Raw genomic sequence first — 23,510 nt, forward strand, 5'->3', positions numbered from 1 at the left:
TTAAAAAAAATTGCTTTTTCCTGAATATTGTGGGTTTTTGCTTATAAATTGTTCAAATCTTATGTTTTTTACACCGTTTTGTAGCGACTGTCGTTTGCTTTCTTATCGACATGATGTATTTTCGCAGCTCTTTGTTTAATAACGGTGTAGTGATTTATGAATTCTTACATGCCTTTTGACAGGCACCAGTGGGCAGAATTGCGTAATTCAGTGCCTATGACGCTGTCTGAACAGGATCTCGCTGAGCTTCAGGGCATCAATGAGAATCTCACAATGAAAGAAGCTGTAGAGATCTATCTGCCACTGACCCGTTTATTAAATTTATACGTTTCTGCCAGACAGAGCCGGAATAGTGTTTTGCACAAGTTCCTGAACAAAAGTGAGCATGCTCCGCCATTCGTTATCGGAATTGCCGGAAGCGTTGCGGTTGGCAAAAGCACCACTGCCCGCCTTTTAAAGGCCTTACTTTCCCGCTGGGACAGGCACCCGAAGGTGGAGCTAATCACCACAGACGGCTTTCTGCATCCGAATAAGATTCTTAACGAAAGAGATCTGATGACCAAAAAAGGATTCCCTGAATCCTACGATATGAAAAGACTGGTTCAGTTCGTTTCCGATGTAAAAGCGTGCAAAAGAAACGTGACCGCCCCTGTTTATTCACATATCACTTACGATATTACTCAGGAAGAGAAGGTGGTTGACCTTCCGGATGTTCTGATTATTGAAGGTTTGAATGTTCTGCAGAGCGGAATGGACTACCCGCACGATCCGCACAGAGTCTTTATTTCTGATTTTGTGGATTTCTCGATTTTTGTTGATGCCGACACCCGGCTGATTGAAAACTGGTATTTAGACCGTTTTCTGAAATTCAGAGAAAGCGCCTTTAAAAAGCCGGGCTCTTACTTTTCGCACTACACCCAGCTAACCGAGCAGGAAGCCATTGAAAAGGCAAGGAATATCTGGCACACCATCAACGGCAAAAACCTGGAGGAAAATATTCTTCCTACCCGTGAGAGAGCTCAGCTTATCCTGCGTAAAGGTGAGAATCACACCGTTGAGGAAGTCCTTCTGAGGAGATGATTATTCATTTCCTCTCAGAGAGATTTCCCCACCGATAAAGGCTTCAATGCCGTTTGCGGTTTCTATCAGAACCGCTCCCTGCTCATCAATACCGCGAATTGTCCCTTCAATAACGCGGCTGCCCATAATCAGCCTTGCCGGACGGTCTTTAAAGTTATCAAAACGGTTCCAGCGCTCTACAAAACCTCTCATGCCGTAAAGCTCGTACTCCTGAAGAGAGGTTTCCCAGGCTTTGATAAGTGCTGCAGCTAAGTCGTTCCTCTCGGGAAGCGTCTCTGTTATCTGACTAAGTGAAATCCATGGCTGAGTGATGCCATCAATATGATCCGGCATTGAGATATTCAGTCCCATCCCGACGACCAGATGAGCCGCGCCACCCGCCTGACCGGACATTTCGACCAGGATCCCTGCCAGCTTTTTATCCTGATAATAGAGATCGTTTGGCCATTTGAGCTTAATGCCCTCGACTCCCAGACCTTCCAGAGCTTCTACGATAGCGACGCCAACCACCAGACTAAGGCCCATGGCCGCGGCCATTCCTGCCTCAAGCCTCCAGTACATAGACATATACAGATTAGAGCCAAAAGGAGAGATCCAGTCCCTGCCCCTTCTTCCCCTGCCCTTGGCCTGATATTCAGCCAGGCAAACAGAGCCGGATGACAGGTCGTTAACTTGATCTAAAAGATACTGATTGGTGGAATTAATCACAGGTATAACAGTAACCGGCATATTCAGCTTGTCAGAAAGCACACTCTGATCCAGCAGCGACAGAGGTGAAGGCAGCTTATAGCCTTTGCCCTGAACACTAAAAATATCCAGTCCCCAGTTGCTAAGGCCTTTCACATGTTTGCTGACCGCAGCCCGGGAAATACCCAGCGCTTCGCCAATCTGTTCACCGGAAACAAATTCGCCGCAGCTCAGCATTTTTACAATCTCTAACTTAACGCTGTGATCTTTCATGCCATTATTCCTGTATTAACTCGGCAAGGAAGGTTTCCTGAGTTGCGCCCATAAAACGCACTTCATGCTCCAGAGCAATCCCATAGCGATGCTTAACTTCGGTAGTAATGCGGCTGGCCAGCTTAACAACATCTTCCGCAGTGGCATTATCTTTATTAACCAGCACCAAAGCCTGATTCGGGTGTACCTGCGCGCCACCCTCTGTAACACCTTTAAACCCGCACTGGTCAATCAGCCAGCCGGCAGCAACTTTCATTTTATCTCCGGCCGGATAGGCCACTATTTCAGGATATTGCGCCTTTACCTTGCTGAAATGCTCAGTAGTGATCACCGGGTTCTTAAAGAAGCTTCCAGCGTTACCAGACACCTCAGGATCCGGCAGTTTTGCCATACGCACCTGGCACACCTCATCAAAAATCCGCTTCGGAGAACGCTCATTTTCAGCAATAGACTGCAGGGAGCCATAGGAAACATTCGGCACCCACGCTTTCGCCAACTTCAGACCAACCGCTGTAATAACGATTTTGCCCTTTAGCTCGTGCTTAAACACTGACTCGCGGTAGCCAAACAGGCACTCTGTGTCAGTTAACCGGCGAACCGAAAAAGTATCCAGATCCAGAATATCCACATATTCGCAGACATCTTTAAACTCTATCCCGTAAGCTCCGATATTCTGAATCGGCGCTGATCCTGCACAGCCGGGAATTAAGGCCAGATTTTCCAGCCCCGGATACCCCTGCTCTGTAGCCCATTTAACCAGTTCAGGCCAGTCTTCGCCGCCCTGGATATGCAGCAGGTAAGACTCATCGCTCTGTGAAACGGCTTTACCCAAAATACGGTTTATGATGACAACGCCCATAAAATGTTCGGTAAACAGCATATTGCTGCCTTTTCCCAGCACTAATTTTGGTAATAGTTGCCACTCTGGCTTCTGGTACACTGCCACCAGCTCTTCGGCTGATTCCACAATAACTAAGTGCTCACAGGTGCTTTCGATGGCAAAGGTGTGATAAGGCTTTAGGCTTGCGTTGTTATATATCTGCATCTTGCTTAAGGGTAAAATTGGAATTGGCGTAGTATACAGGAATACCGATCAAGCGGAAAATATCAGCATATGACGAAAACTCGGATAGAAAAACTCGACTCAATCAAACTCCCTCTGGTTCAGAAGCTATACAAAAGCCACTACCCGTCAGGCAAAGCCAAAAGCAATGAGCTGATTTATGTCAGTTACACTGAGAATCAGATGTCTGGACTGTTTCGCCTCCGGAATATAGACAAGTGGCGTCTGTTTACCGGTATGCTGGTGATCCCCCAATACCGGAGACAAGGCATTGCTCATCAGTTAATGCGTTATTACCAAGAGCAGGTTATTGCCGCCAATGACTACTGCTTCGCCTATCAGCACCTGGAAAAGTTTTATGCGCAACACAGCTTCCAGACCATCTCTGCCGAAGAGTTACCGGCTCAGCTCAGAACACTTTTTGAACGTTATTCAAACAGCGGTAAGTCATTAATTCCGATGAAATCGAGCTTTTAGTAATAATATCTAACGAAAGAGACAGGATTAGATAGCAATAGCTTGCGGATATTTGATAAAATTCCATGTTCGCAATTTTGCAGCAACTGAGGTCTACAACACCCTATGATGGCGTTAAACAAATCGCTCAATCAAATGCCAACCATCGCGCTCGATCCAGGTAGTTTTGAAGTACTGCATTCAGCAGAAGAGTTCCGTACCCGGCTTATCGACGAGATCAGAAACGCCAAAGAGCGAATCTACATAGCGGCACTTTATCTGGAAAATGATGAAGCGGGACGTCTTATCTTAGATGAGCTGTATGAAGCAAAGCAGAATAACCCTTCACTTGAGGTCAAAGTCTGTGTTGACTGGCACCGCGCTCAAAGAGGCCTGATTGGTGCTGAAAAGTCTGAAGGCAACGCTTCTCTGTACCGTGAATATGCTGAAAAGTACGAACATTGCGTCCCTGTATACGGCATTCCGGTAAGAGGGCGGGAAGTACTTGGTGTCCTGCACCTGAAAGGGTTTATCATTGATAACACTGTCATTTACAGTGGCGCCAGTCTGAACAATGTCTATCTGGGTTATAACGGCCGGTACCGCTTCGACAGATATCACATCATCAACAACGAGACCCTTGCCAACAGCATGGTGCACTTTATTGAATCCGTGATGCTGGCTCACCCTGCAGTAAACAGACTTTGCGATCAAGAAAGGCCAGCAACCAAAGAGATTAAACCGGCTATCCGCCAGTTCCGCTCTACTCTGGCACAATCGCGATACATATTTTATCCGGAGCAGGCCAGTGATGAACAGGTTGCGATTACGCCTCTTGTTGGCTTAGGTAAACGCAGAAACACTCTGAATCAGAAAATCAATCAGTTGCTTGCTAATGCAAAAGACGAGATTTTTATCTGCACACCTTATTTCAACTTCCCGAAAAGCGTTGCAAAGGAAATCAAAAAGGCCCTTAAGCGCGGTGTAAAAGTCACACTGGTTGTCGGTGATAAAACCGCGAATGATTTCTATATTCCGCCAGAAGAAGAGTTCAGGACCATTGCCGGTTTACCTTATCTTTATGAGCTGAATCTGCGCCGCTTTGCGAAAGTAAACGAATCTAACATTGCCAACAGAAAGCTCTCGATACATCTGTGGAAGCACGATAATAACAGCTTCCATTTAAAGGGAATCTGGATCGATAAGAAATATATGCTTTTGACAGGTAATAACCTGAACCCGAGAGCATGGAGTCTGGATCTGGAAAATGGACTGCTTATTCAGGATCACCAGCACCTGCTGACTGAGAAGTTTGAGCAAGAGGCCGAAAACATCCTTACTCACAGTAAACTGGTGGGAAGCTACAGATTATTGGATAAACTGGACACTTACCCCAGGGAAGTCCAAAAACTGATTAAGAGAATTACCCGGGTTAAAGCCGATCGTGTACTAAAGCGAATTCTGTAATTAGCATTAGCCAATGTTTGATAAGGAGCCACTAAAATGGCTCCTTTTTTGTTTCCGGTCCTAACTGATTGTTGGCTAATAAATAAACCGTCATATTTATGTAATTTCCTTGATAGAAACAACATTTATTTAACGAATTAAAATAAATACTATCCTTCCATTCATATTCAAACTTGCTATAAACAATCGATAATTTCCATTCATAAATACATATAACCCCTTGTGATTACTGGGGTTGGGTAAAATCCGCACTCAACGCATACTTTTAACAAACAGCCAACTGTATATCTGTAGGTATTGATTTAAATCAATTATTGAACCTATCAAAAAATTTACATTTTTATACACCAACGTATATCAATAAATGCTAATAAATGACGTTGTTGAGCAATATTTCTACTCTTATAACAATACCAGTAATTAGCTGTTCTAGTGATTGCTGGGATTGGTATTAATAATCAATCAAATAATTACACGCGAAGGAAGCATAAAGATGGATGGCTATGATCTTATAGAACAAAAAGGCGTATCACGTCGCTCCTTTATGAAGCTCTGCTCCGGATTAGCCGCAACTATGGGCATAAGCAGTGCAAATGCTGGTCAGCAAGTTGCTGACGCCCTGGCGAAGAAACAAAGACCCCCTGTGATATGGATTGGCGCACAAGAATGCACCGGCTGTACCGAATCTCTTCTCAGGTCCACGCACCCGACAGTAGAAAACCTGATTCTGGATATGATCTCACTTGAGTACCATGAGGTACTTTCTGCTGCAGCGGGTCACCTTGTTGAAGAAAACAAACATCACGCGATGGAAAAATATCATGGCAAGTATGTACTGGTAGTCGATGGCTCCATTCCGGTTAAAGATGGCGGTGTCTACTGCATGGTTGCCGGCAAGCCGATTGTTGAACACATTCAGGAAGCTGCGGAAGGTGCTGCGGCAATTATCGCCATAGGCTCTTGTTCTGCCTGGGGCGGTGTTGCCTCTGTTGGCGTTAACCCGACCGATGCAAAAGCGCTGCATGAAGTACTGCCGGGCAAAACTATCGTTAATATCCCGGGCTGTCCGCCAAACCCGCATAACTTCCTTGCAACGGTTGCTCATCTGCTTACCTACAACAGCCTGCCTGCTCTGGATGATAAGGGCCGTCCTGTATTTGCCTACGGCAGACGTATTCATGAACACTGCGAGCGCAGACCACACTTTGATGCCGGCCGCTTTGCCATTGAGTTTGGAGACGAAGGCCACCGCGAAGGCTGGTGTCTGTACAAACTTGGCTGTAAGGGCCCTGAAACCTACGGAAACTGCTCAACACTTGAATTCTGTGATGTCGGTGGTGGTATCTGGCCTGTTGGTATCGGTCACCCTTGTATCGGCTGTAACGAAAAAGACATCGGCTTTACCAAAGGCATTCACCAGTTAGCCAATGTGCGTAACCCGACACCTCCTGCTCAGTTACCAGAAGTGGGCACACCGGTTGGTGAATCAGCATCACCGGGCGCATCTGCGTTGTTGGGTGGTATTGGCGGTCTGGCTGCGGGCGTGAGTTTGATGACAGTCCGTGAATTAACCCGTCAGCACAAGAAAGAAAAATCAGAAAGTAACGAGGAGGCATAATGGACCGCCGCGACTTTTTGAAACTATCGGCCAGTGGTGCAGTGATTGCCACCAGCTTTCCGACCTCAGCAAGGGAATCCCATCCTCCTTTGCCTGATGCTGTTGGCATGCTTTATGACGCAACACTTTGTATCGGCTGCCAGGCCTGTGTGGTGAAATGTAAAGAAGTAAACCATATGGAGCCAAACCCAAATGGCGAAGCTCAGTGGGAACAAAACAGCCACCTTTCTCCTTACGCACTTAACGTGATACGTAAGTACACTAATGGCGACGGAACAGAGAAAGATGTGGAGTTCAACGGCTTCTCATACATTAAACGCCAGTGTATGCACTGTGTGGATCCTAACTGTGTCTCCGCCTGTCCTGTAAGTGCGATGAGAAAGGATCCGGTTACCGGTATCGTTACTAATGATCCGGATGTCTGCACAGGTTGCCGCTACTGCATGATTGCTTGCCCTTACAATATTCCGAAGTACGAATATCACGACCCGTTTGGTCAGCTGCAAAAATGTCAGCTGTGTAACCAGAAAGGGGTTGAACGCATTGATAACGGTCTGCTTCCGGGCTGTGTGGAAGTTTGTCCTACCGGCGCAATCATTTTCGGTAAAAGAGAAGAACTGCTTGAGGAGGCGAAACGCCGCCTTGCTCTGAAGGAAGGTGATGACTACGACTTCCCAAGAGAAAAAATGGATGCAGGTCTTACCCACAGTAAACCGATTCCTAAATATCACCCGCATGTATACGGTGAGCACGAGGGTGGCGGTACCCAGGTTCTGGTTCTTTCTGGTATTCCTTTCGAAAAACTGGATCTGCCTGATATGCCGCGTAAGTCATACGGTGCACGCTCAGAAACTGTTCAGCACACGCTTTATCAGGGCATGATGCTTCCGTTTGCAGCATTTATGGGTCTGATGTACGCCACGCGTAAGAGCATGTACGAGCCTAATGGCGAAGAAGCGAAATTAGAAGCAAAGAAGAAAGAGGAGAATGACCATGAATGATCATCATGACCTCAAACCGGTCGGCGGCCGATTAATCAGCTGGCCGACAATATTCTTCGGTTTCTTTGCTTTTATCTGTGTCATCGTAATTGTTAAGCGACTGATACTGGGGCTTGGCCCGGTAACTAACCTGAACGGCGGCTATCCGTGGGGAATCTGGATTGCCTTTGACCTTCTGGTCGGTACCGGATTCGCCTGTGGTGGCTGGGCACTGGCGTGGGCCGTATACATCTTTAACAAAGGTGAATATCACCCACTTGTACGCCCTGCACTGTTAGCCAGTCTGTTTGGTTATGCCCTTGGCGGCCTGTCCATCACTATGGACATCGGTCGCTGGTGGAATATGCCCTACTTCTTTATTCCCGGGCATTTCAACCCGAACTCGGTTCTGTTTGAGACAGCGGTCTGTATGACCATCTACCTTGGCGTTCTGGTTCTTGAATTTGCTCCGGCGCTGCTGGAAAAGCTGGGTATGAAGATCCCGCTAAAGGTTCTGAACAGAATTCTGTTTGCAGTTATCGCATTGGGTGCTCTGCTACCTGCGATGCACCAGTCCTCAATGGGTTCACTGTTTATTACAGCGGGTCATAAGATTCACCCGCTGTGGCAAACCTATGAGTTCCTACCGGTCTTCTCCCTGCTGGGTGCACTGATTATGGGTTTCTCCATTGTTGTGTTTGAAGGCGCTATCGTAGCTGCGGGAATGAAAGGGCGCATGCCTGACGAGAAACCACTGTTCAACCGCCTGTTTACCTTTATTCAGGTTCTGGTGGGCATGTTTATCGTCATGAGACTGCACGCAATCAATCTGGACCATAAGTGGGACTATGTCTTTGCCGGAGATCTGTACAGCTGGCTGTTTGTGGCTGAATTAGTACTGCTGGCCCTGCCGGTTATCTTTATGAAGCGTATTCAGAAAAGTGCCCCGTGGATGTTTGCTGCAGCAACCAGCCTTCTGATTGGCGCGGCTATGTACCGTATCGACCTGGCCATTGTCGCCTACTATCCGGGAGATGGTTATACCTACTTCCCTTCAATTGAAGAAATACTGCTGTCCTTTGGTCTGGTAGCAATAGAAGTAGTGGGCTATATCCTGCTAATTAAACTGCTTCCTGTACTGCCGGGAGCGGCAACCTCTAAACGTATTCACGATGAACAAAGCCTGAGTGGCGCTGAACAAAAGTAAGGGATGGATAATAATATGAGTCAACGCATTACAATAGATCCTGTTACCCGCATCGAGGGCCACTTGCGTATCGACTGCGAAATTGAAAATGGTGTCGTCACCAATGCCTGGTCTTCCGGCACAATGTGGCGTGGTATGGAAGAGATTCTTAAGGGCCAGGATCCGACAGACGCATGGGTATTTACTCAGCGTATCTGTGGTGTATGTACAACGGTTCACGCAATCGCTTCTGTGCGCTCTGTAGAGAGTGCTCTGGATATGGATATACCGGTAAATGCGCAGTATATTCGTAACCTGATCATGGCTGCACACAGCATTCATGACCATGTGGTTCACTTCTATCAGCTATCTGCTCTGGACTGGGTAGATGTAACTTCTGCGCTTCAGGCCGATCCGATCAAGTGTGAAGACATCTGTCGCCCGCTTTCTACCTGGTCTCTGAACTCAGCGGCTGAATTCCAGAAGGTGAAAGACAAGCTGAAAGGCATGGTAGACAGCGGCCAGCTGGGTATCTTTGCCAATGGTTACTGGGAGCACAAGGAGATGAAACTGCCGCCAGAGATCAACCTGATCGCGGTAGCTCACTACCTTCAGGCTCTGGAATATCAGCGCAATGCAAACCGTATTGTGGCAATTCTTGGCGGTAAGTCACCTCATATCCAGAACCTGGCGGTTGGCGGTGTTGCCAACCCGATTAACCTGGATGCGCCTGCCGTTCTGAACAAAGAACGCCTGATGTACGTGAAGACCTTTATCGATGAACTGGATGAATTTATCGATCAGGTGTACAAGCTGGATGTGGCTATCGTCGCCGCTCACTACCCTGAGTGGCTGAGCATAGGTGAAGGGGTGACCAATTACATGGCAATCCCTGACTTCCCGACTGACAGTAAAAACGGCAGTTTCCTGATGCCGGGTGGTTACATCGAAAACGGCGATCTGTCTACCTACAGACCTATCACCAGCCATGATGATCCGTTCCTGATTGAAGGTATCGCAGAAAGTAGCAAGCACTCCTGGTATCAGGAAGAAGGCCCGTTCCATCCGTGGGAAGGGAAGACAGATCCGAATTACACCGGATTTGAAGATGAAGGTAAGTACTCCTGGGTTAAGGCTCCGACCTTTAACGGCAAAGCCACTCAGGTAGGTCCGCTGGCACAGGTGCTCTGCGCAGTTGCTGCAGGTGACGAGCGCACCATCAAACATCTGAATGACGTACTTGGTGCTTTTGAAGCGCTGACCGGTATTAAGCCTGAAGTCAAACACCTTCACTCAACACTTGGCCGTCATGCTACCCGTGCGGTTCGCTGTGGTGTTCTGAAAGAGATTCTTCACGACCAGTGGAATGCTCTGGTTGAGAATATCGGTAAGGGTGACACAACGACCTATGTTAAGCCGGTTTACCCGTATGGCGTTGTAAAAGGCGTAGGTTTCCATGAAGCACCGCGTGGTCTTCTGTCTCACTGGATTGTTATCAACGACGGTAAGATTGAAAACTACCAGGCCGTGGTTCCGTCCACCTGGAACTCTGGCCCGAGAAACAGCAGTGATGAGTTAGGACCTTATGAGCAGTCGTTAATCGGTACTCCGATTGCCGATCCTGAGCGTCCTCTGGAAGTTATCCGTACTGTTCACTCATTCGACCCATGTATGTCCTGTGCGGTTCATATTGTGGATACACGAGGAGAAGGTATTACTCAGGTTAAAGTGCTTTAACAGGCACGCAAGAGGCATCAACTCCCCGATGCCTCTTTTCTCTTCTGTTTTAGAAGAAAAGATATACTGAAAGAGGATGAAGATGTGAATGTTTTAGTATTAGGTGTCGGTAACCTCCTTTTGAGAGATGAATCGATTGGTGTTCATGTCGTCAATCAGTTAACTAAAGAGTTCAGTTTCCCTGAAGGTGTTGACCTTGTGGATGGCGGCACTGCAGGTATGGAGCTGCTGGACTTTATTGCCAATCGCGAGCATGTCGTCATAATCGACGCTGTCCTTACCGGAGATGAACCGGGAACCATCGTCAATCTGAGAGATGACGAAGTGCCGGCGCTGTTCAATAACAAAGTTTCTCCCCACCAGCTGGGACTGTCCGATCTGCTGGGCGCCCTGATACTTACCGGAGAATCCCCGAAAAATATTTTTCTGGTCGGAATAGTCCCTGAGACGGTAGACCCGGGGCTTGAAATGTCAAAGACCGTATCCTCAAAACAGGAAATCATGCAGGAACAAGTGCTCACTTACCTGAAAGGCATTGGTATTCAACCAGAAAAGAAAGAAGCTGAATCATGTGCATAGGCGTTCCTGCAAAAGTTATCACTGTTTCTGAAGACGGTATGTCCGCCACAGTTGATGCTGAAAATAAGAACTACCCCGTCAGCCTGCTTATGCTTGAGCAGGAAGTGACTCCCGGTGACTACCTGCTGATTCAGGTAGGCGGCTTCGCGGTAGAAGTCGTAGAGCGGGAAGAAGCAGAAAAAGCCATTGCACTTCAGCAGGCGTTAGCGGAAGGAGATTTTGAACGTGCCGCAAAACTTTATTGAAAACCCGGCTTCTCAGATCGAGAAAGTCTTTACCGATATTCATCATCACCAGATGAATGATCTGCCTTTTATCAACGATAAGCTTGAAGTAAAGACTGTCGGCTTTGCCCTCTATGAAGGCGACTGGCTGGGTGTACTTCTCACTCCATGGACTCTGAGTATTATGCTGCTTCCGGGTGAAGGCCGGGAATGGCGCTCCTTTGATATGGGTGAGAAAGTGGGCATACAGCTGCCTGCCGGAGACTATACTTTTATCTACGGTGAACATGAACAACTCGGGCACTATCTGTCCTGCTCGGTTCAGTCACCGGTACAGGACTTTGGCAGTCAGGAGGATGCAGTGAGAGTCGCAGAAGATGTCAGAAGACTGATCACTGCTATTCCAACCTCTGAGATAGCGGATAAGTCCAAACGTAATCTGTTCAGCAAACTGGCCAGCGGCCAGCCTGCCCTTGAGAGCGAATAATGAAGCCCTTTTCTGCCGGTAACTTTGTCGGAAAGTTAGTACTTACTATAGAACTAACCAAGTCCTTTGAAATTAAAACAGTTTCAATCGATAACTCACGTCCGGCAAATATTGGTCAGATGCTTAATGACAAGCCGGCCACTCAGGCTCTTGCTCTGATACCTAAACTCTTCCTCCTCTGCTCCCAGGCACAACAGGCAGCTGCACTCGGTGCCATTTATAAGGCACTCGAGCGTGAGCTGACCGCAGAGATAAGAAAGGAGCTTAGCCATCGCTGCGCCTTAGAATGGCTGAAAGAGCATTGCTGGCAAACATGGCAGATGCAAAGAGAACTGTTTGGTGCTGATTTCGCTATTAAGGAAAGCCTGGCTTTAACCCGGACTCTGCTGCAAAGCGTACAGAAATTGCCGCCACTTGAGCTGGATAACCCAGACCTGTCATATGACTTCACTGATAAGTGGGCGGAAATCGGGACATTGCTGGAGCCCCTACTGGGAGTGCAGCCAGCCGATTTCAATTCGATGAAATGGTCTGAGTTTATCGACTGGACACAAACTGATTCCCCCTACGCCCGCCACTTCTCAGTGAATATGCATAATGCAGCTTCTCTGGGCTCGGATGATAGCTGGTCAGCAGAACAGGAATCAGGCAGCCTTGTCCGACAGAAAGCTCACCCGCTGGTCAGTCAGGCACTGGATTGCTGGGGCTCCGGTCTGGCAACAAGAATGCTGTCACGACTGGTTGAGATCTGCCAGGTCACCGGTAACCCAGAAACTGCAATGATACCTGAGGCGGGATTAGCTTATGCTTCCAGAGGCATCCTTGAACACAGGGTGAAGCTGGATGCTGACGGCAATATCAGCTCATATGAAATAGATGCGCCAACTGACCGGTACTTTAGTCAGGGGGGCATCGTTGAATCTGCATTAATCAATCAGAAACTGGAAAACAGCGATCCGAGCTGGATACGACAACTTATCTGGGCCATAGACCCTTGCGTTGAGTTTCAGGTGGAAATAAGGGAGATAAACAGCCGTGCATGAGATGTCACTGTGCGAAAGCCTTGTCCAGGTTATAGAAGAACAGGCAAGCGCTCACGGATATAACAAGGTGAAAGCCGTTTTTCTGGAAATCGGCGCTTTTTCCGGAATCGAGACTGATGCTATGAGCTTCTGCTTTGATGTGGTTTGTCGCGGAACAATCGCTGACGGAGCAAAGCTGGAAATTAAAGAACTTCCCGGTCAGGCCTGGTGCTTTGACTGCGGAAAAGAAGTTTCGGTGAATAACCGATTAGATCCCTGTCCGATCTGCAACGGATTCAGCCTTCAGACCAAAGGCGGGGATGAAATGAAGATTAAAGAATTGGAGGTAATCTGATGTGTACTACTTGTGGTTGCGCGTCCGGTAACGTAAGAATTGAAGGTGAACACCACCATCATCATGATGATCACCACCACCATGAACACGGCCATTCTCATAGCCATGATGCTCCGGCTCAGATCGTCCATCATCACCATTATCACGGCCCTGTGCATATTCACTATCATGTGAACGAGACGGCAGGCCATCATCACCAGGGCCATTCTCACAGCCATGAGCACTCTCATGGGCACTCTCACGATCATGACCATGACCATGACCATCATCATTCACACAGTCATGAAGAGCATCACCACGAGCACACCCATCAGCACGAAGAGCCGGGCAACTTCAAACCTGAAAAGGAAGGCGATGACCTGCACTTTGGTCAGGGACCGGCACGCTCACATGCTCCGGGAATGACACAAAGCCGCATGGTTCAGATTGAGCAGGACATTCTGGCGAAAAACGATGCGATAGCGGAGAAAAACCGTGAGTTTCTGCAGCAGAGAAATATCAAGGCTCTGAATATGGTTTCCAGCCCTGGCTCAGGTAAAACCACGCTGCTGACAGAAACCTTAAAGCTACTGGGCAGCGATAGCTGCTCGGTTATCGAAGGCGATCAGCAGACGACCAATGATGCCGACAGAATCCGGGAAACCGGCGCTAAAGCCATTCAGATTAATACCGGTAAAGGCTGTCATCTGGATGCGCAGATGGTCTCTCAGGCCATTGGTAACCTGGCACCTGAAAAAGACTCCACGCTATTTATCGAGAACGTCGGAAATCTTGTCTGCCCGGCGGCTTTCGATCTGGGAGAAAGCCATAAGGTAGCCATCCTGTCAGTAACCGAAGGGGAAGATAAGCCTCTTAAATACCCGGATATTTTTGCCGATGCCGACCTGATGATTATTAACAAAATTGATCTGCTTCCGTACCTGAACTTTGACGTTGAAGCCTGTATTGAAAACGCACAAAGGGTTAATCCAAACATTCAGCCGCTTCGCCTGTCAGCAACCACAGGTGAAGGCATGCAGGCATGGCTGGACTGGCTTGGAGAGAAGTAAGTTATGTGTTTAGGCGTACCCGGTAAGATTATCGCAATTACCGACTCAGAAGCCATGCTGGGAAACATCGAAGTCAGCGGTATACAGAGAGAGGTTAATCTCTCCTGTGTGGTTGAGTCCGAACCGGAGGCACTTGTCGGTAAGTGGGCTCTGGTTCATGTGGGCTTTGCCATGTGCATCATTGACGAACAGCAGGCTCAGGAAACAATTGCAGCCCTGGAGTCAATGAATGCCCTTGAACATGAGATCGATGACTTTAGTCAGAGACAGGCTGTGGGAGAAACCAAGTGAAGTATGTAGATGAGTTTCGTGACCCGAAGCTGGCCAAAGCGCTGATCGAAAATATCCGCACTGTTTTAGAAAAAATTCCGCCAGAGCAGAAACCTCTGCAGATTATGGAAGTCTGCGGCGGGCATACCCATACCCTGTTTAAGTTCGGGCTGGTTGAGCTTCTTCCGGATGATATTGAATTTGTTCACGGCCCGGGCTGTCCGGTTTGTGTGCTTCCTAAATCCCGTCTGGATCAGTGCATTGCCATTGCAGAAAAACCTGATGTCATTCTTTGTACCTTTGGTGACGCGATGCGGGTGCCGGGCTCAAATGGCTCCCTACTGGATGTAAGGGGCAGAGGCTGTGATGTTCGTATCGTTTACTCTCCAATGGATGCTCTTCTGATTGCAGAACAGAATCCGGATAAGCAGGTTGTCTTCTTCGGCCTCGGTTTTGAAACCACAATGCCTGCAACAGCGATGACTATTCTGCAGGCAAAGGCGAAAGGCATCAGCAACTTTAAACTCTTCTGTCAGCACATCACCATTATGCCAACCCTGCACGCCCTGCTTAGCCAGGATGATGTTCGAATAGACGGCTTCCTGCTTCCGGGTCACCTGAGCATGGTTATCGGTACAGAACCTTATCTTCCGCTTGCAGATACCTACCACAAGCCTTCTGTTGTCACCGGTTTTGAGCCGCTTGATATGCTGCAGGCACTTCTGATGGTGGTTACCCAGCTACAGGAAAACAGATGCGAGATCGAAAATCAGTACCTCCGGGTGGTTTCGGATCATGGTAACCCAAATGCTCAGAAAGCTATGCAAAAAGTGTTTGAGGTTAAGAAAGAAAGCGAGTGGCGCGGACTGGGAAGCATTGATAATTCAGGTATTCAGCTGTCAGCTTCGTATCAGGACTTTGATGCAGAAGTCTATTTTGGCACTGAAGAGAGCACCAGCACCGATCCGGAAGGTAGCCGTTGTGGTGATGTTTTGTCGGGTCGCTGTAAGCCTACTGACTGCCCTCTGTTTGCCAAAAGCTGTACACCGGAAAATGCCATCGGTGCACTCATGGTTTCCTCAGAGGGAGCTTGTGCCGCGTACTACAACTACCGCCTTCAGGGAGCGAATTAATGACTGAGAAAATAACCCTTGCTCACGGCAGCGGCGGTAAAGCGATGCAGCAACTTATCGAGCAGATGTTTATCAGACACTTTTCAAATGGTGTACTTGAGCAGCAGGAAGATCAGGCAAGACTGCCTTTGGAGCAGTTTACTCTTCAGGGAGATAATCTGGCTTACTCCACTGACTCCTTTGTTATCGACCCTCTGTTCTTTCCGGGCGGAGATATCGGTAAGCTTGCAGTGTACGGAACAGCAAATGACGTCGCAATGAGCGGAGCAAAACCGCTGTTTCTCTCCAGTGCCTTTATTCTTGAGGAAGGTCTGGAAATGGCGGAGCTTGAACGAATCGTTGCCTCTATGGCCAAAGCGGCCAAAGAGGCAGGAATCAAAATAGTTACCGGTGATACAAAAGTAGTTCCTAGGGGCGCTGCCGATAAAGTATTTATCAACACCAGCGGCCTTGGTGCTATCCCGGCTTCAGTTTCATGGGGTGCGAATCAGATCCGTCCCGGTGATAAAGTGATTGTCTCTGGCACCATTGGCGATCACGGGGCCACAATCCTGAATCTGAGAGAAAATCTTGGACTGGATGGGCAACTCTCCAGTGACTGCCAGCACCTTTATCCGGTTGTAGAAGCCCTGCTATCGATTCCCGGTGTCCGGGCACTACGTGATGCAACACGGGGTGGTGTCAATGCCGTTCTGCATGAATTTATGGCAAGCTCTTCATGCGGCTTTGCTATTGATGAAGAATCATTGCCTCTTAATCCTGCGGTTAGGGGTATCTGTGAGCTGCTTGGCCTTGAAGCAATCAACTTCGCCAATGAAGGTAAGCTGATTGCAGTTGTTTCAGCTGAAGATGCGGAACAGGCTCTGGAGCAGATAAGACAAACCGCCGCGGGTAAAGATGCTGCCATTATTGGTGAGGCAAACGAGAAAGGCCAGATCACCATCCGCAATCTGTTTGGTGGCAACCGCTGGCTGGATCTGCCAACTATCGAGCCTATGCCAAGGATCTGTTAGGAGCCGGTTTTGATGAATGGTGTTGAGATCAGAGTAAAAGGTAAAGTTCAGGGGGTCGGGTTCCGGCCTTTCGTCTGGCAGCTTGCTCATGACCTTGGTTTAAAAGGTGAGGTTTTAAACGACGGCCAGGGTGTACTTGTCCGACTGCTTGCCGATCACAACACAACTCTTTTTCAGAGTCGGCTCGAAAGCGATTTACCACCACTGGCACAAATCGATACTCAGACCTCAGAGCCTTTTTACTGGAGCGAGTTACCGGCGGATTTTCAGATCGTTCAGTCGGAATCTACCGCAATGGATACTCAGGTCGTACCGGACGCAGCAACCTGCCCTGAGTGTTTAAATGAACTCTACAACAGAGAAGATCCCCGCTATCAGTACCCTTTTATAAACTGTACTCATTGCGGTCCAAGATTTACCATCATCAATGCCCTTCCCTATGACAGACCAAAGACGGTAATGGCACACTTTCCTCTCTGCGAAACTTGTCAGTCAGAATACAGTGACCCGGCAGACAGAAGATATCACGCACAGCCTGTTGCCTGCCCGGAGTGCGGCCCGCAAGTCTGGCTTAGCAATTCAAATGGGGAACCGATCTCCGGTGACTGGCTAAGCGTTTGTGTCAATGCTCTGACGCAGGGAAAGGTCATCGCTATCAAATCTGTGGGTGGTTTTCACTTAGCATGCGATGCAACCAACCGGGAGGCAGTACAGTCTCTGCGTGATAAAAAACATCGGCAGTTTAAGCCTTTTGCTGTAATGGCTGCTGATTTAAACCAGATAGCTAAGCTTGCTGTTTATAGCGAAAATGAATCGGCGGCTCTTGAATCCAGTGCTGCGCCTATTGTTTTACTTCAGAAAAAAACTGACTCTGAACTGGCCAGCAATATAGCACCCGAACTAAATGAAGTTGGTATAATGCTTCCTTCAAATCCTGTTCAGCACCTGCTGGCAACGCATTTTGCTAAGCCGGTTGTTATGACCTCAGGCAATGGCAGCGGTCTGCCACCTGCGCTATCCAATGAGGAATCACTGCGTTTCCTCGGCGATATTGCAGATCTGTTTATTATGCATAACAGAGAAATTGTCACCCGCTGCGATGATTCACTTATCCGTTTAAACAGCGATGGGGAGCAGCAGACTCTGAGGCGTTCCAGAGGCTTTGTGCCGGATGCAGTTAATCTTCCGGATGGCTTTCCTTGCGCGGATGGATTTATTGCCTACGGTGGTGATCTGAAGAACTCATTTGCGATTGGTAAAGGTAATCAGATCATTATAAGCCAGTATCTTGGTGATTTGTCTAATATAGAGACTCAGAGTCAGTACAAACAGGCAATAGAACACTTCGAAGATATTTATCAGGTAGAGAGTTCTTATCATGTAGCAGATCTTCATTCCGGATATTTCTCACATCAGTTCGCGAAATCAAGAACTGAAAGGCCGGTTTTAGTGCAGCATCATCATGCACACTTCGCAGCCTGTCTTATCGAAAACGGCTGGAAGCAGGAGCATGGTAAAGTACTGGCTCTGACATTGGACGGTCTTGGCTTGGGTGATGATGGAGAGCTGTGGGGCTCTGAGCTTATGCTGGCCGATTATTCAGGATATGAACGAATTGGTGGCATCCCTGCAATCACCTTAGTTGGTGGAGATACAGCAGCTAAACAACCATGGCGCTCTTTCTATGCACATCTGAAACAGTTCCAACCTGAGCTTTCTGATGAGTTTCTGGAAAGCTTATTTCCGGGTAAACCGTTAAGTCTGATTAACAACGCCGCTCAAAGCGGAATTAATACGCACAAGATCCGTTCTGCCGGGCGCCTGTTTGATGCTGTTGCGGCATCTCTGGATATCTCATTTGACCAGATTGAATATGAGGGACAGGCAGCCTGTCAGCTTGAAGCCATTGCATCCAGAGCTGAATCAGAGCAGATATCTACGAGTATCAGAATAGAAACAGAAGGTATGAACCTCGAGCTTTCCACTTTCTGGAAGCAATGGTTAACGCTGGATGCAAACCAGGAAGATAAAGCCTTTATCTTCCACAAAGCTCTTGCAGAGGCTTTAGCAGAGATCGTTATCAAGGCACAAAAACAGTATAACGTATCTGCATTGGTTCTGACCGGTGGCGTTTTCCACAACGCACTTCTGACAAAACTAATTCAGGTTTCTCTGAAGGGTCAAATAGAGATCCTTCAACACAAAAATTTTTCATGCGGCGATGGCTCGCTAGCCTTAGGCCAACTTGCTGTCGCTCTGCACCAAAAAACATAATCCCGTTAAGGGAGACTCTTAAACAAAAGGGAACTAATAATGAAAAAACTACTATCAACGCTACTACTTCTTCCAGGCATCGCACTAGCACACCCAGGAGGAGCTCACACCCATCCAGAAGAAATGACTGGGGGGCTTATGCTGCTGATTGCTGCAGGTATGGCGATTTATTTGTGGAAGAGGAAGTAGATACCAAGTCCTAGATATGGGCTATGGGCTATGGGCTATGGGCTATGGGCTATGGGCTATGGGCTATGGGCTATGGGCTATGGGCTATGGGCTATGGGCTATGGGCTATGGGCTATGGGCTATGGGCTATGGGCTATGGGCTATGCAAAGTTTGAATATACAGCATATAGAGTCAAGGCTTTCTAGAGCTTTTTCCTATAGCCCTATCCCCCTCAAGGACGAAGTCCGCCCCATAGCCCATACAACAAAAACCGAAATGGACACATAAATCCCAAACACAAAAAAACCTCAGCCTTTCGACTGAGGTTTAATATAAAGTGGCGGAGCGGACGGGACTCGAACCCGCGACCCCCGGCGTGACAGGCCGGTATTCTAACCAACTGAACTACCGCTCCACTACAAATTTTTCATATCCAAAGTCTTACCCTGACCGCTTTGGACGTTAAATTGTTTCTGTAACGCCGCAGATTTTGGCGTGAGAAGCGCAGTGTACGTTAGTACATGAGCATCGCAACGGCAAAAGATGCAAGTTACGGGAACAATTTATGTTCAAAGCCTGGCGATGTCCTACTCTCACATGGGGAAACCCCACACTACCATCGGCGCTATTGCGTTTCACTTCTGAGTTCGGCATGGAATCAGGTGGGTCCACAATGCTATGGTCGCCAAGCAAATTCTTTTTATAAGGCCCTGGGCCCTGGGTTTATAGGCCCTGGGACAAAGTACCTTATCAATTCGGAAAGCTGTCTTTTCTTTTCCCAGTGCCTGTAGGACGAAGTCCGTTCCCAGGGCCCAGGGCCAGATTCTCAATTCACATTCAAGTTTATTCGTTCTTGCTTTGAGTCCATCAAAACCCCTTGGGTGTTGTATGGTTAAGCCTCACGGGCAATTAGTACAGGTTAGCTCAACGCCTCACAACGCTTACACACCCTGCCTATCAACGTCGTAGTCTACGACAACCCTTTAGGACAGTTAAACTGCCAGGGAGAACTCATCTCAAGGCTCGCTTCCCGCTTAGATGCTTTCAGCGGTTATCGATTCCGAACTTAGCTACCGGGCAATGCCATTGGCATGACAACCCGAACACCAGAGGTTCGTCCACTCCGGTCCTCTCGTACTAGGAGCAGCCCCTTTCAATTCTCCAACGCCCACGGCAGATAGGGACCGAACTGTCTCACGACGTTCTAAACCCAGCTCGCGTACCACTTTAAATGGCGAACAGCCATACCCTTGGGACCGACTTCAGCCCCAGGATGTGATGAGCCGACATCGAGGTGCCAAACACCGCCGTCGATATGAACTCTTGGGCGGTATCAGCCTGTTATCCCCGGAGTACCTTTTATCCGTTGAGCGATGGCCCTTCCATTCAGAACCACCGGATCACTATGACCTGCTTTCGCACCTGCTCGAATTGTCATTCTCGCAGTCAAGCGGGCTTATGCCATTGCACTAACCTCACGATGTCCAACCGTGATTAGCCCACCTTCGTGCTCCTCCGTTACTCTTTGGGAGGAGACCGCCCCAGTCAAACTACCCACCAGGCACTGTCCTCACCCCAGATAATGGGGCTAAGTTAGAACATCAAACATACAAGGGTGGTATTTCAAGGATGGCTCCACCGTATCTGGCGACACGGGTTCAAAGCCTCCCACCTATCCTACACATGTAGGCTCAATGTTCAGTGCCAAGCTGTAGTAAAGGTTCACGGGGTCTTTCCGTCTAGCCGCGGGTACACTGCATCTTCACAGCGATTTCAATTTCACTGAGTCTCGGGTGGAGACAGCGTGGCCATCATTACGCCATTCGTGCAGGTCGGAACTTACCCGACAAGGAATTTCGCTACCTTAGGACCGTTATAGTTACGGCCGCCGTTTACCGGGGCTTCGATCAAGAGCTTCGTCCAAAGACTAACCCCATCAATTAACCTTCCGGCACCGGGCAGGCGTCACACCGTATACGTCATCTTACGATTTTGCACAGTGCTGTGTTTTTAATAAACAGTTGCAGCCACCTGGTATCTGCGACTCTCAATAGCTCCATCCGCAAGGGACTTCACCGTTAAGAGCGTACCTTCTCCCGAAGTTACGGTACCATTTTGCCTAGTTCCTTCACCCGAGTTCTCTCAAGCGCCTTGGTATTCTCTACCCGACCACCTGTGTCGGTTTGGGGTACGATTCCTTACAATCTGAAGCTTAGAGGCTTTTCCTGGAAGCATGGCATCAATGACTTCACTGCCGTAGCAGCTCGACGTCGTGTCTCAGCCTTAAAGAGAGCCGGATTTACCTAACTCTCAAGCCTACGCACTTGAACCTGGACAACCGTCGCCAGGCCCACCTAGCCTTCTCCGTCCCCCCATCGCAATTGTAAGAAGTACGGGAATATTAACCCGTTTCCCATCGACTACGCTTTTCAGCCTCGCCTTAGGGGTCGACTTACCCTGCCCCGATTAACGTTGGACAGGAACCCTTGGTCTTCCGGCGTGGAGGTTTTTCACCCCCATTATCGTTACTCATGTCAGCATTCGCACTTCTGATACCTCCAGCATACCTTACGATACACCTTCAACGGCTTACAGAACGCTCCCCTACCCCGCATACAAAGTATGCAGCCGCAGCTTCGGTTTATAGCTTAGCCCCGTTACATCTTCCGCGCAGGCCGACTCGACTAGTGAGCTATTACGCTTTCTTTAAATGATGGCTGCTTCTAAGCCAACATCCTAGCTGTTTTAGCCTTCCCACATCGTTTCCCACTTAGCTATAATTTGGGACCTTAGCTGGCGGTCTGGGTTGTTTCCCTCTCCACGACGGACGTTAGCACCCGCCGTGTGTCTCCCGGATAGTACTTACTGGTATTCGGAGTTTGCAAAGGGTTGGTAAGTCGGGATGACCCCCTAGCCTTAACAGTGCTCTACCCCCAGTAGTATTCGTCCGAGGCGCTACCTAAATAGCTTTCGGGGAGAACCAGCTATCTCCAGGTTTGATTGGCCTTTCACCCCTAGCCACAAGTCATCCGCTAATTTTTCAACATTAGTCGGTTCGGTCCTCCAGTTGATGTTACTCAACCTTCAACCTGCCCATGGCTAGATCACCTGGTTTCGGGTCTATATCCAGAGACTAAACGCCCAGTTAAGACTCGGTTTCCCTACGGCTCCCCTAAATGGTTAACCTTGCCACTGAATATAAGTCGCTGACCCATTATACAAAAGGTACGCAGTCACCCCATCACTAAGCCACCTCTGCTTGATTTGGTAGGTTGAACAATGCAAAAAGACGCATTGTTAACCGCCATCAGCAAAAGTACTCGCAATGAGCACATCATCACCAAGCTTAGTGATGGGGCTCCTACTGCTTGTACGTACACGGTTTCAGGTTCTATTTCACTCCCCTCACAGGGGTTCTTTTCGCCTTTCCCTCACGGTACTGGTTCACTATCGGTCAGTCAGTAGTATTTAGCCTTGGAGGATGGTCCCCCCATATTCAGACAGGATATCACGTGTCCCGCCTTACTCGATTTCACTTAAAATGACATGTCGGTTACGGGGCTATCACCCTGTATCGCGGCACTTTCCAGAGCCTTCACCTGTATCATTAAAAGCTTAAGGGCTAGTCCAATTTCGCTCGCCGCTACTTTCGGAATCTCGGTTGATTTCTTTTCCTCGGGGTACTTAGATGTTTCAGTTCCCCCGGTTCGCCTCCTTAACCTATGTATTCAGTTAAGGATACTTACTTATGTAAGTGGGTTTCCCCATTCGGAAATCCCAGACTCAAGTGGCTTTTACTGCCTAATCTGGGCTTATCGCAAGTTAATACGTCCTTCATCGCCTCTGACTGCCAAGGCATCCACCGTGTACGCTTAGTCACTTAACCATACAACCCCAAGAAGTTTCGAGGAGTTGTTAATTAAACAACCAAAGTTGTCTGCAATTATTTAAACATGATGCAGACACGATTTTGCCGGACTCAAATATGAACAACATAAATGTTGTTCCCAAGAACACTTGAATGTGTTGTTTTGGTACTTAATCTTTCGATTAAGATTTGAGAACTTTTACAAATAACAATAATCAATTGTTATTTTGTCAGCTTTCCAAATTGTTAAAGAGCAAAGATTTTCTTTCGAAAACCATTTTTAAAGATTCTTAAGGAAAAACCCTTAAAGATGGTGGAGCTAAGCAGGATCGAACTGCTGACCTCCTGCGTGCAAGGCAGGCGCTCTCCCAGCTGAGCTATAGCCCCATCAAAAGTGTCGATGCCATCCAATTCAACCGGGAAGAAAAATTGGTGGGTCTGAGTGGACTTGAACCACCGACCTCTCGCTTATCAGGCGAACGCTCTAACCACCTGAGCTACAGACCCAGCATCGTCTCTT

Annotated in this window: 20 protein-coding genes, 3 tRNA genes and 2 rRNA genes; 18 read left to right on the plus strand and 7 right to left on the minus strand. The window is 48.2% G+C overall.

All coding sequences use genetic code 11. From position 1 onward, the window contains the following. Positions 1 to 156: 156 nt before the first annotated feature. Positions 157 to 1,080, plus strand: a complete 924-nt coding sequence (gene coaA, locus L3Q72_RS14070) for a type I pantothenate kinase (RefSeq protein WP_275130542.1) — start codon at positions 157 to 159, stop codon at positions 1,078 to 1,080. Here coaA and birA read toward each other — a convergent pair whose 3' ends face one another. Then, on the minus strand, positions 1,081 to 2,040 hold the full coding sequence (gene birA, locus L3Q72_RS14075) for a bifunctional biotin--[acetyl-CoA-carboxylase] ligase/biotin operon repressor BirA (RefSeq protein WP_275130543.1): 960 nt from the start codon (positions 2,038 to 2,040) through the stop codon (positions 1,081 to 1,083). 4 nt (positions 2,041 to 2,044) lie between these two features. Continuing rightward, entirely contained in the window at positions 2,045 to 3,085 is a 1,041-nt protein-coding gene (murB, locus tag L3Q72_RS14080; RefSeq protein ID WP_275130544.1) for a UDP-N-acetylmuramate dehydrogenase, read from the minus strand. Between the two features lie 69 nt (positions 3,086 to 3,154). Between murB and L3Q72_RS14085 the strand changes: the two genes are divergently transcribed. The 17 genes from L3Q72_RS14085 to L3Q72_RS14165 all read left to right on the plus strand — a co-directional run bounded on the left by L3Q72_RS14085 (position 3,155) and on the right by L3Q72_RS14165 (position 19,142). Next, positions 3,155 to 3,580, plus strand: coding sequence for a GNAT family N-acetyltransferase (locus L3Q72_RS14085; protein WP_275130545.1), 426 nt, complete (start codon positions 3,155 to 3,157; stop codon positions 3,578 to 3,580). Positions 3,581 to 3,685: 105 nt separating this feature from the next. Continuing rightward, positions 3,686 to 5,026, plus strand: coding sequence for a CDP-diacylglycerol--serine O-phosphatidyltransferase (gene pssA / locus L3Q72_RS14090; RefSeq protein ID WP_275130546.1), 1,341 nt, complete (start codon positions 3,686 to 3,688; stop codon positions 5,024 to 5,026). A gap of 493 nt (positions 5,027 to 5,519) precedes the next feature. After that, the gene (hybO, locus tag L3Q72_RS14095; RefSeq protein ID WP_275130547.1) at positions 5,520 to 6,644 is read left to right on the plus strand and encodes a hydrogenase 2 small subunit; all 1,125 of its coding nucleotides are present in this window, start codon (positions 5,520 to 5,522) and stop codon (positions 6,642 to 6,644) included. Next, positions 6,644 to 7,645 carry a hydrogenase 2 operon protein HybA gene (gene hybA, locus L3Q72_RS14100; protein WP_275130548.1) on the plus strand — a complete coding sequence of 334 codons (1,002 nt, stop codon included), beginning with the start codon at positions 6,644 to 6,646 and terminating at the stop codon, positions 7,643 to 7,645. The genes hybO and hybA overlap by 1 nt, the downstream gene beginning before the upstream one ends. Beyond that, positions 7,638 to 8,831: a Ni/Fe-hydrogenase cytochrome b subunit gene (gene hybB, locus L3Q72_RS14105; RefSeq protein WP_275130549.1), complete on the plus strand. Its 1,194-nt coding sequence runs from the start codon at positions 7,638 to 7,640 to the stop codon at positions 8,829 to 8,831. The genes hybA and hybB overlap by 8 nt, the downstream gene beginning before the upstream one ends. A 15-nt stretch (positions 8,832 to 8,846) precedes the next feature. Further along, complete coding sequence (gene hybC / locus L3Q72_RS14110; protein ID WP_275130550.1) at positions 8,847 to 10,547, plus strand: hydrogenase 2 large subunit; 1,701 nt, start codon at positions 8,847 to 8,849, stop codon at positions 10,545 to 10,547. Between the two features lie 84 nt (positions 10,548 to 10,631). After that, positions 10,632 to 11,126: a HyaD/HybD family hydrogenase maturation endopeptidase gene (locus L3Q72_RS14115; protein WP_275130551.1), complete on the plus strand. Its 495-nt coding sequence runs from the start codon at positions 10,632 to 10,634 to the stop codon at positions 11,124 to 11,126. Further along, positions 11,117 to 11,371 carry a HypC/HybG/HupF family hydrogenase formation chaperone gene (hypC, locus tag L3Q72_RS14120; protein ID WP_275130552.1) on the plus strand — a complete coding sequence of 85 codons (255 nt, stop codon included), beginning with the start codon at positions 11,117 to 11,119 and terminating at the stop codon, positions 11,369 to 11,371. The genes L3Q72_RS14115 and hypC (L3Q72_RS14120) overlap by 10 nt, the downstream gene beginning before the upstream one ends. Then, entirely contained in the window at positions 11,352 to 11,837 is a 486-nt protein-coding gene (gene hybE, locus L3Q72_RS14125; protein WP_275130553.1) for a [NiFe]-hydrogenase assembly chaperone HybE, read from the plus strand. Before hypC (L3Q72_RS14120) ends, hybE begins: the two co-directional genes overlap by 20 nt. Beyond that, the gene (locus tag L3Q72_RS14130) at positions 11,837 to 12,880 is read left to right on the plus strand and encodes a hypothetical protein (RefSeq protein ID WP_275130554.1); all 1,044 of its coding nucleotides are present in this window, start codon (positions 11,837 to 11,839) and stop codon (positions 12,878 to 12,880) included. Before hybE ends, L3Q72_RS14130 begins: the two co-directional genes overlap by 1 nt. A 1-nt stretch (position 12,881) precedes the next feature. Beyond that, positions 12,882 to 13,214 (plus strand): hydrogenase maturation nickel metallochaperone HypA, encoded by a 333-nt coding sequence (gene hypA, locus L3Q72_RS14135; protein ID WP_275132120.1) that lies wholly within the window; start codon positions 12,882 to 12,884, stop codon positions 13,212 to 13,214. Beyond that, entirely contained in the window at positions 13,214 to 14,263 is a 1,050-nt protein-coding gene (gene hypB / locus L3Q72_RS14140) for a hydrogenase nickel incorporation protein HypB (protein ID WP_275130555.1), read from the plus strand. The genes hypA and hypB overlap by 1 nt, the downstream gene beginning before the upstream one ends. A gap of 3 nt (positions 14,264 to 14,266) precedes the next feature. Then, positions 14,267 to 14,554 carry a HypC/HybG/HupF family hydrogenase formation chaperone gene (gene hypC, locus L3Q72_RS14145; RefSeq protein ID WP_275130556.1) on the plus strand — a complete coding sequence of 96 codons (288 nt, stop codon included), beginning with the start codon at positions 14,267 to 14,269 and terminating at the stop codon, positions 14,552 to 14,554. Beyond that, a complete protein-coding gene (hypD, locus tag L3Q72_RS14150; protein ID WP_275130557.1) occupies positions 14,551 to 15,666 on the plus strand; it encodes a hydrogenase formation protein HypD in 1,116 nt (371 codons plus the stop codon). Before hypC (L3Q72_RS14145) ends, hypD begins: the two co-directional genes overlap by 4 nt. Next, a complete protein-coding gene (hypE, locus tag L3Q72_RS14155) occupies positions 15,666 to 16,679 on the plus strand; it encodes a hydrogenase expression/formation protein HypE (protein WP_275130558.1) in 1,014 nt (337 codons plus the stop codon). The genes hypD and hypE overlap by 1 nt, the downstream gene beginning before the upstream one ends. 12 nt (positions 16,680 to 16,691) lie before the next feature. Then, entirely contained in the window at positions 16,692 to 18,953 is a 2,262-nt protein-coding gene (gene hypF / locus L3Q72_RS14160) for a carbamoyltransferase HypF (protein WP_275130559.1), read from the plus strand. Positions 18,954 to 18,992: 39 nt separating this feature from the next. Further along, positions 18,993 to 19,142 (plus strand): hypothetical protein, encoded by a 150-nt coding sequence (locus L3Q72_RS14165; protein ID WP_275130560.1) that lies wholly within the window; start codon positions 18,993 to 18,995, stop codon positions 19,140 to 19,142. Positions 19,143 to 19,460: 318 nt separating this feature from the next. Here L3Q72_RS14165 and L3Q72_RS14170 read toward each other — a convergent pair. The 5 genes from L3Q72_RS14170 to L3Q72_RS14190 all read right to left on the minus strand — a co-directional run bounded on the left by L3Q72_RS14170 (position 19,461) and on the right by L3Q72_RS14190 (position 23,497). After that, positions 19,461 to 19,537, minus strand: a tRNA-Asp gene (locus L3Q72_RS14170). Between the two features lie 159 nt (positions 19,538 to 19,696). Continuing rightward, positions 19,697 to 19,812 (minus strand): 5S ribosomal RNA (rrf, locus tag L3Q72_RS14175). A gap of 198 nt (positions 19,813 to 20,010) precedes the next feature. Then, positions 20,011 to 23,008: ribosomal RNA gene (locus L3Q72_RS14180) — 23S ribosomal RNA — on the minus strand. Positions 23,009 to 23,301: 293 nt separating this feature from the next. Then, positions 23,302 to 23,377 (minus strand) — tRNA-Ala (locus tag L3Q72_RS14185). A 43-nt stretch (positions 23,378 to 23,420) separates the two neighbouring features. Next, positions 23,421 to 23,497, minus strand: a tRNA-Ile gene (locus L3Q72_RS14190). Positions 23,498 to 23,510: the final 13 nt, after the last annotated feature.

It is taken from the genome of Vibrio sp. JC009 (assembly GCF_029016485.1).
Taxonomy (GTDB): domain Bacteria; phylum Pseudomonadota; class Gammaproteobacteria; order Enterobacterales; family Vibrionaceae; genus Vibrio.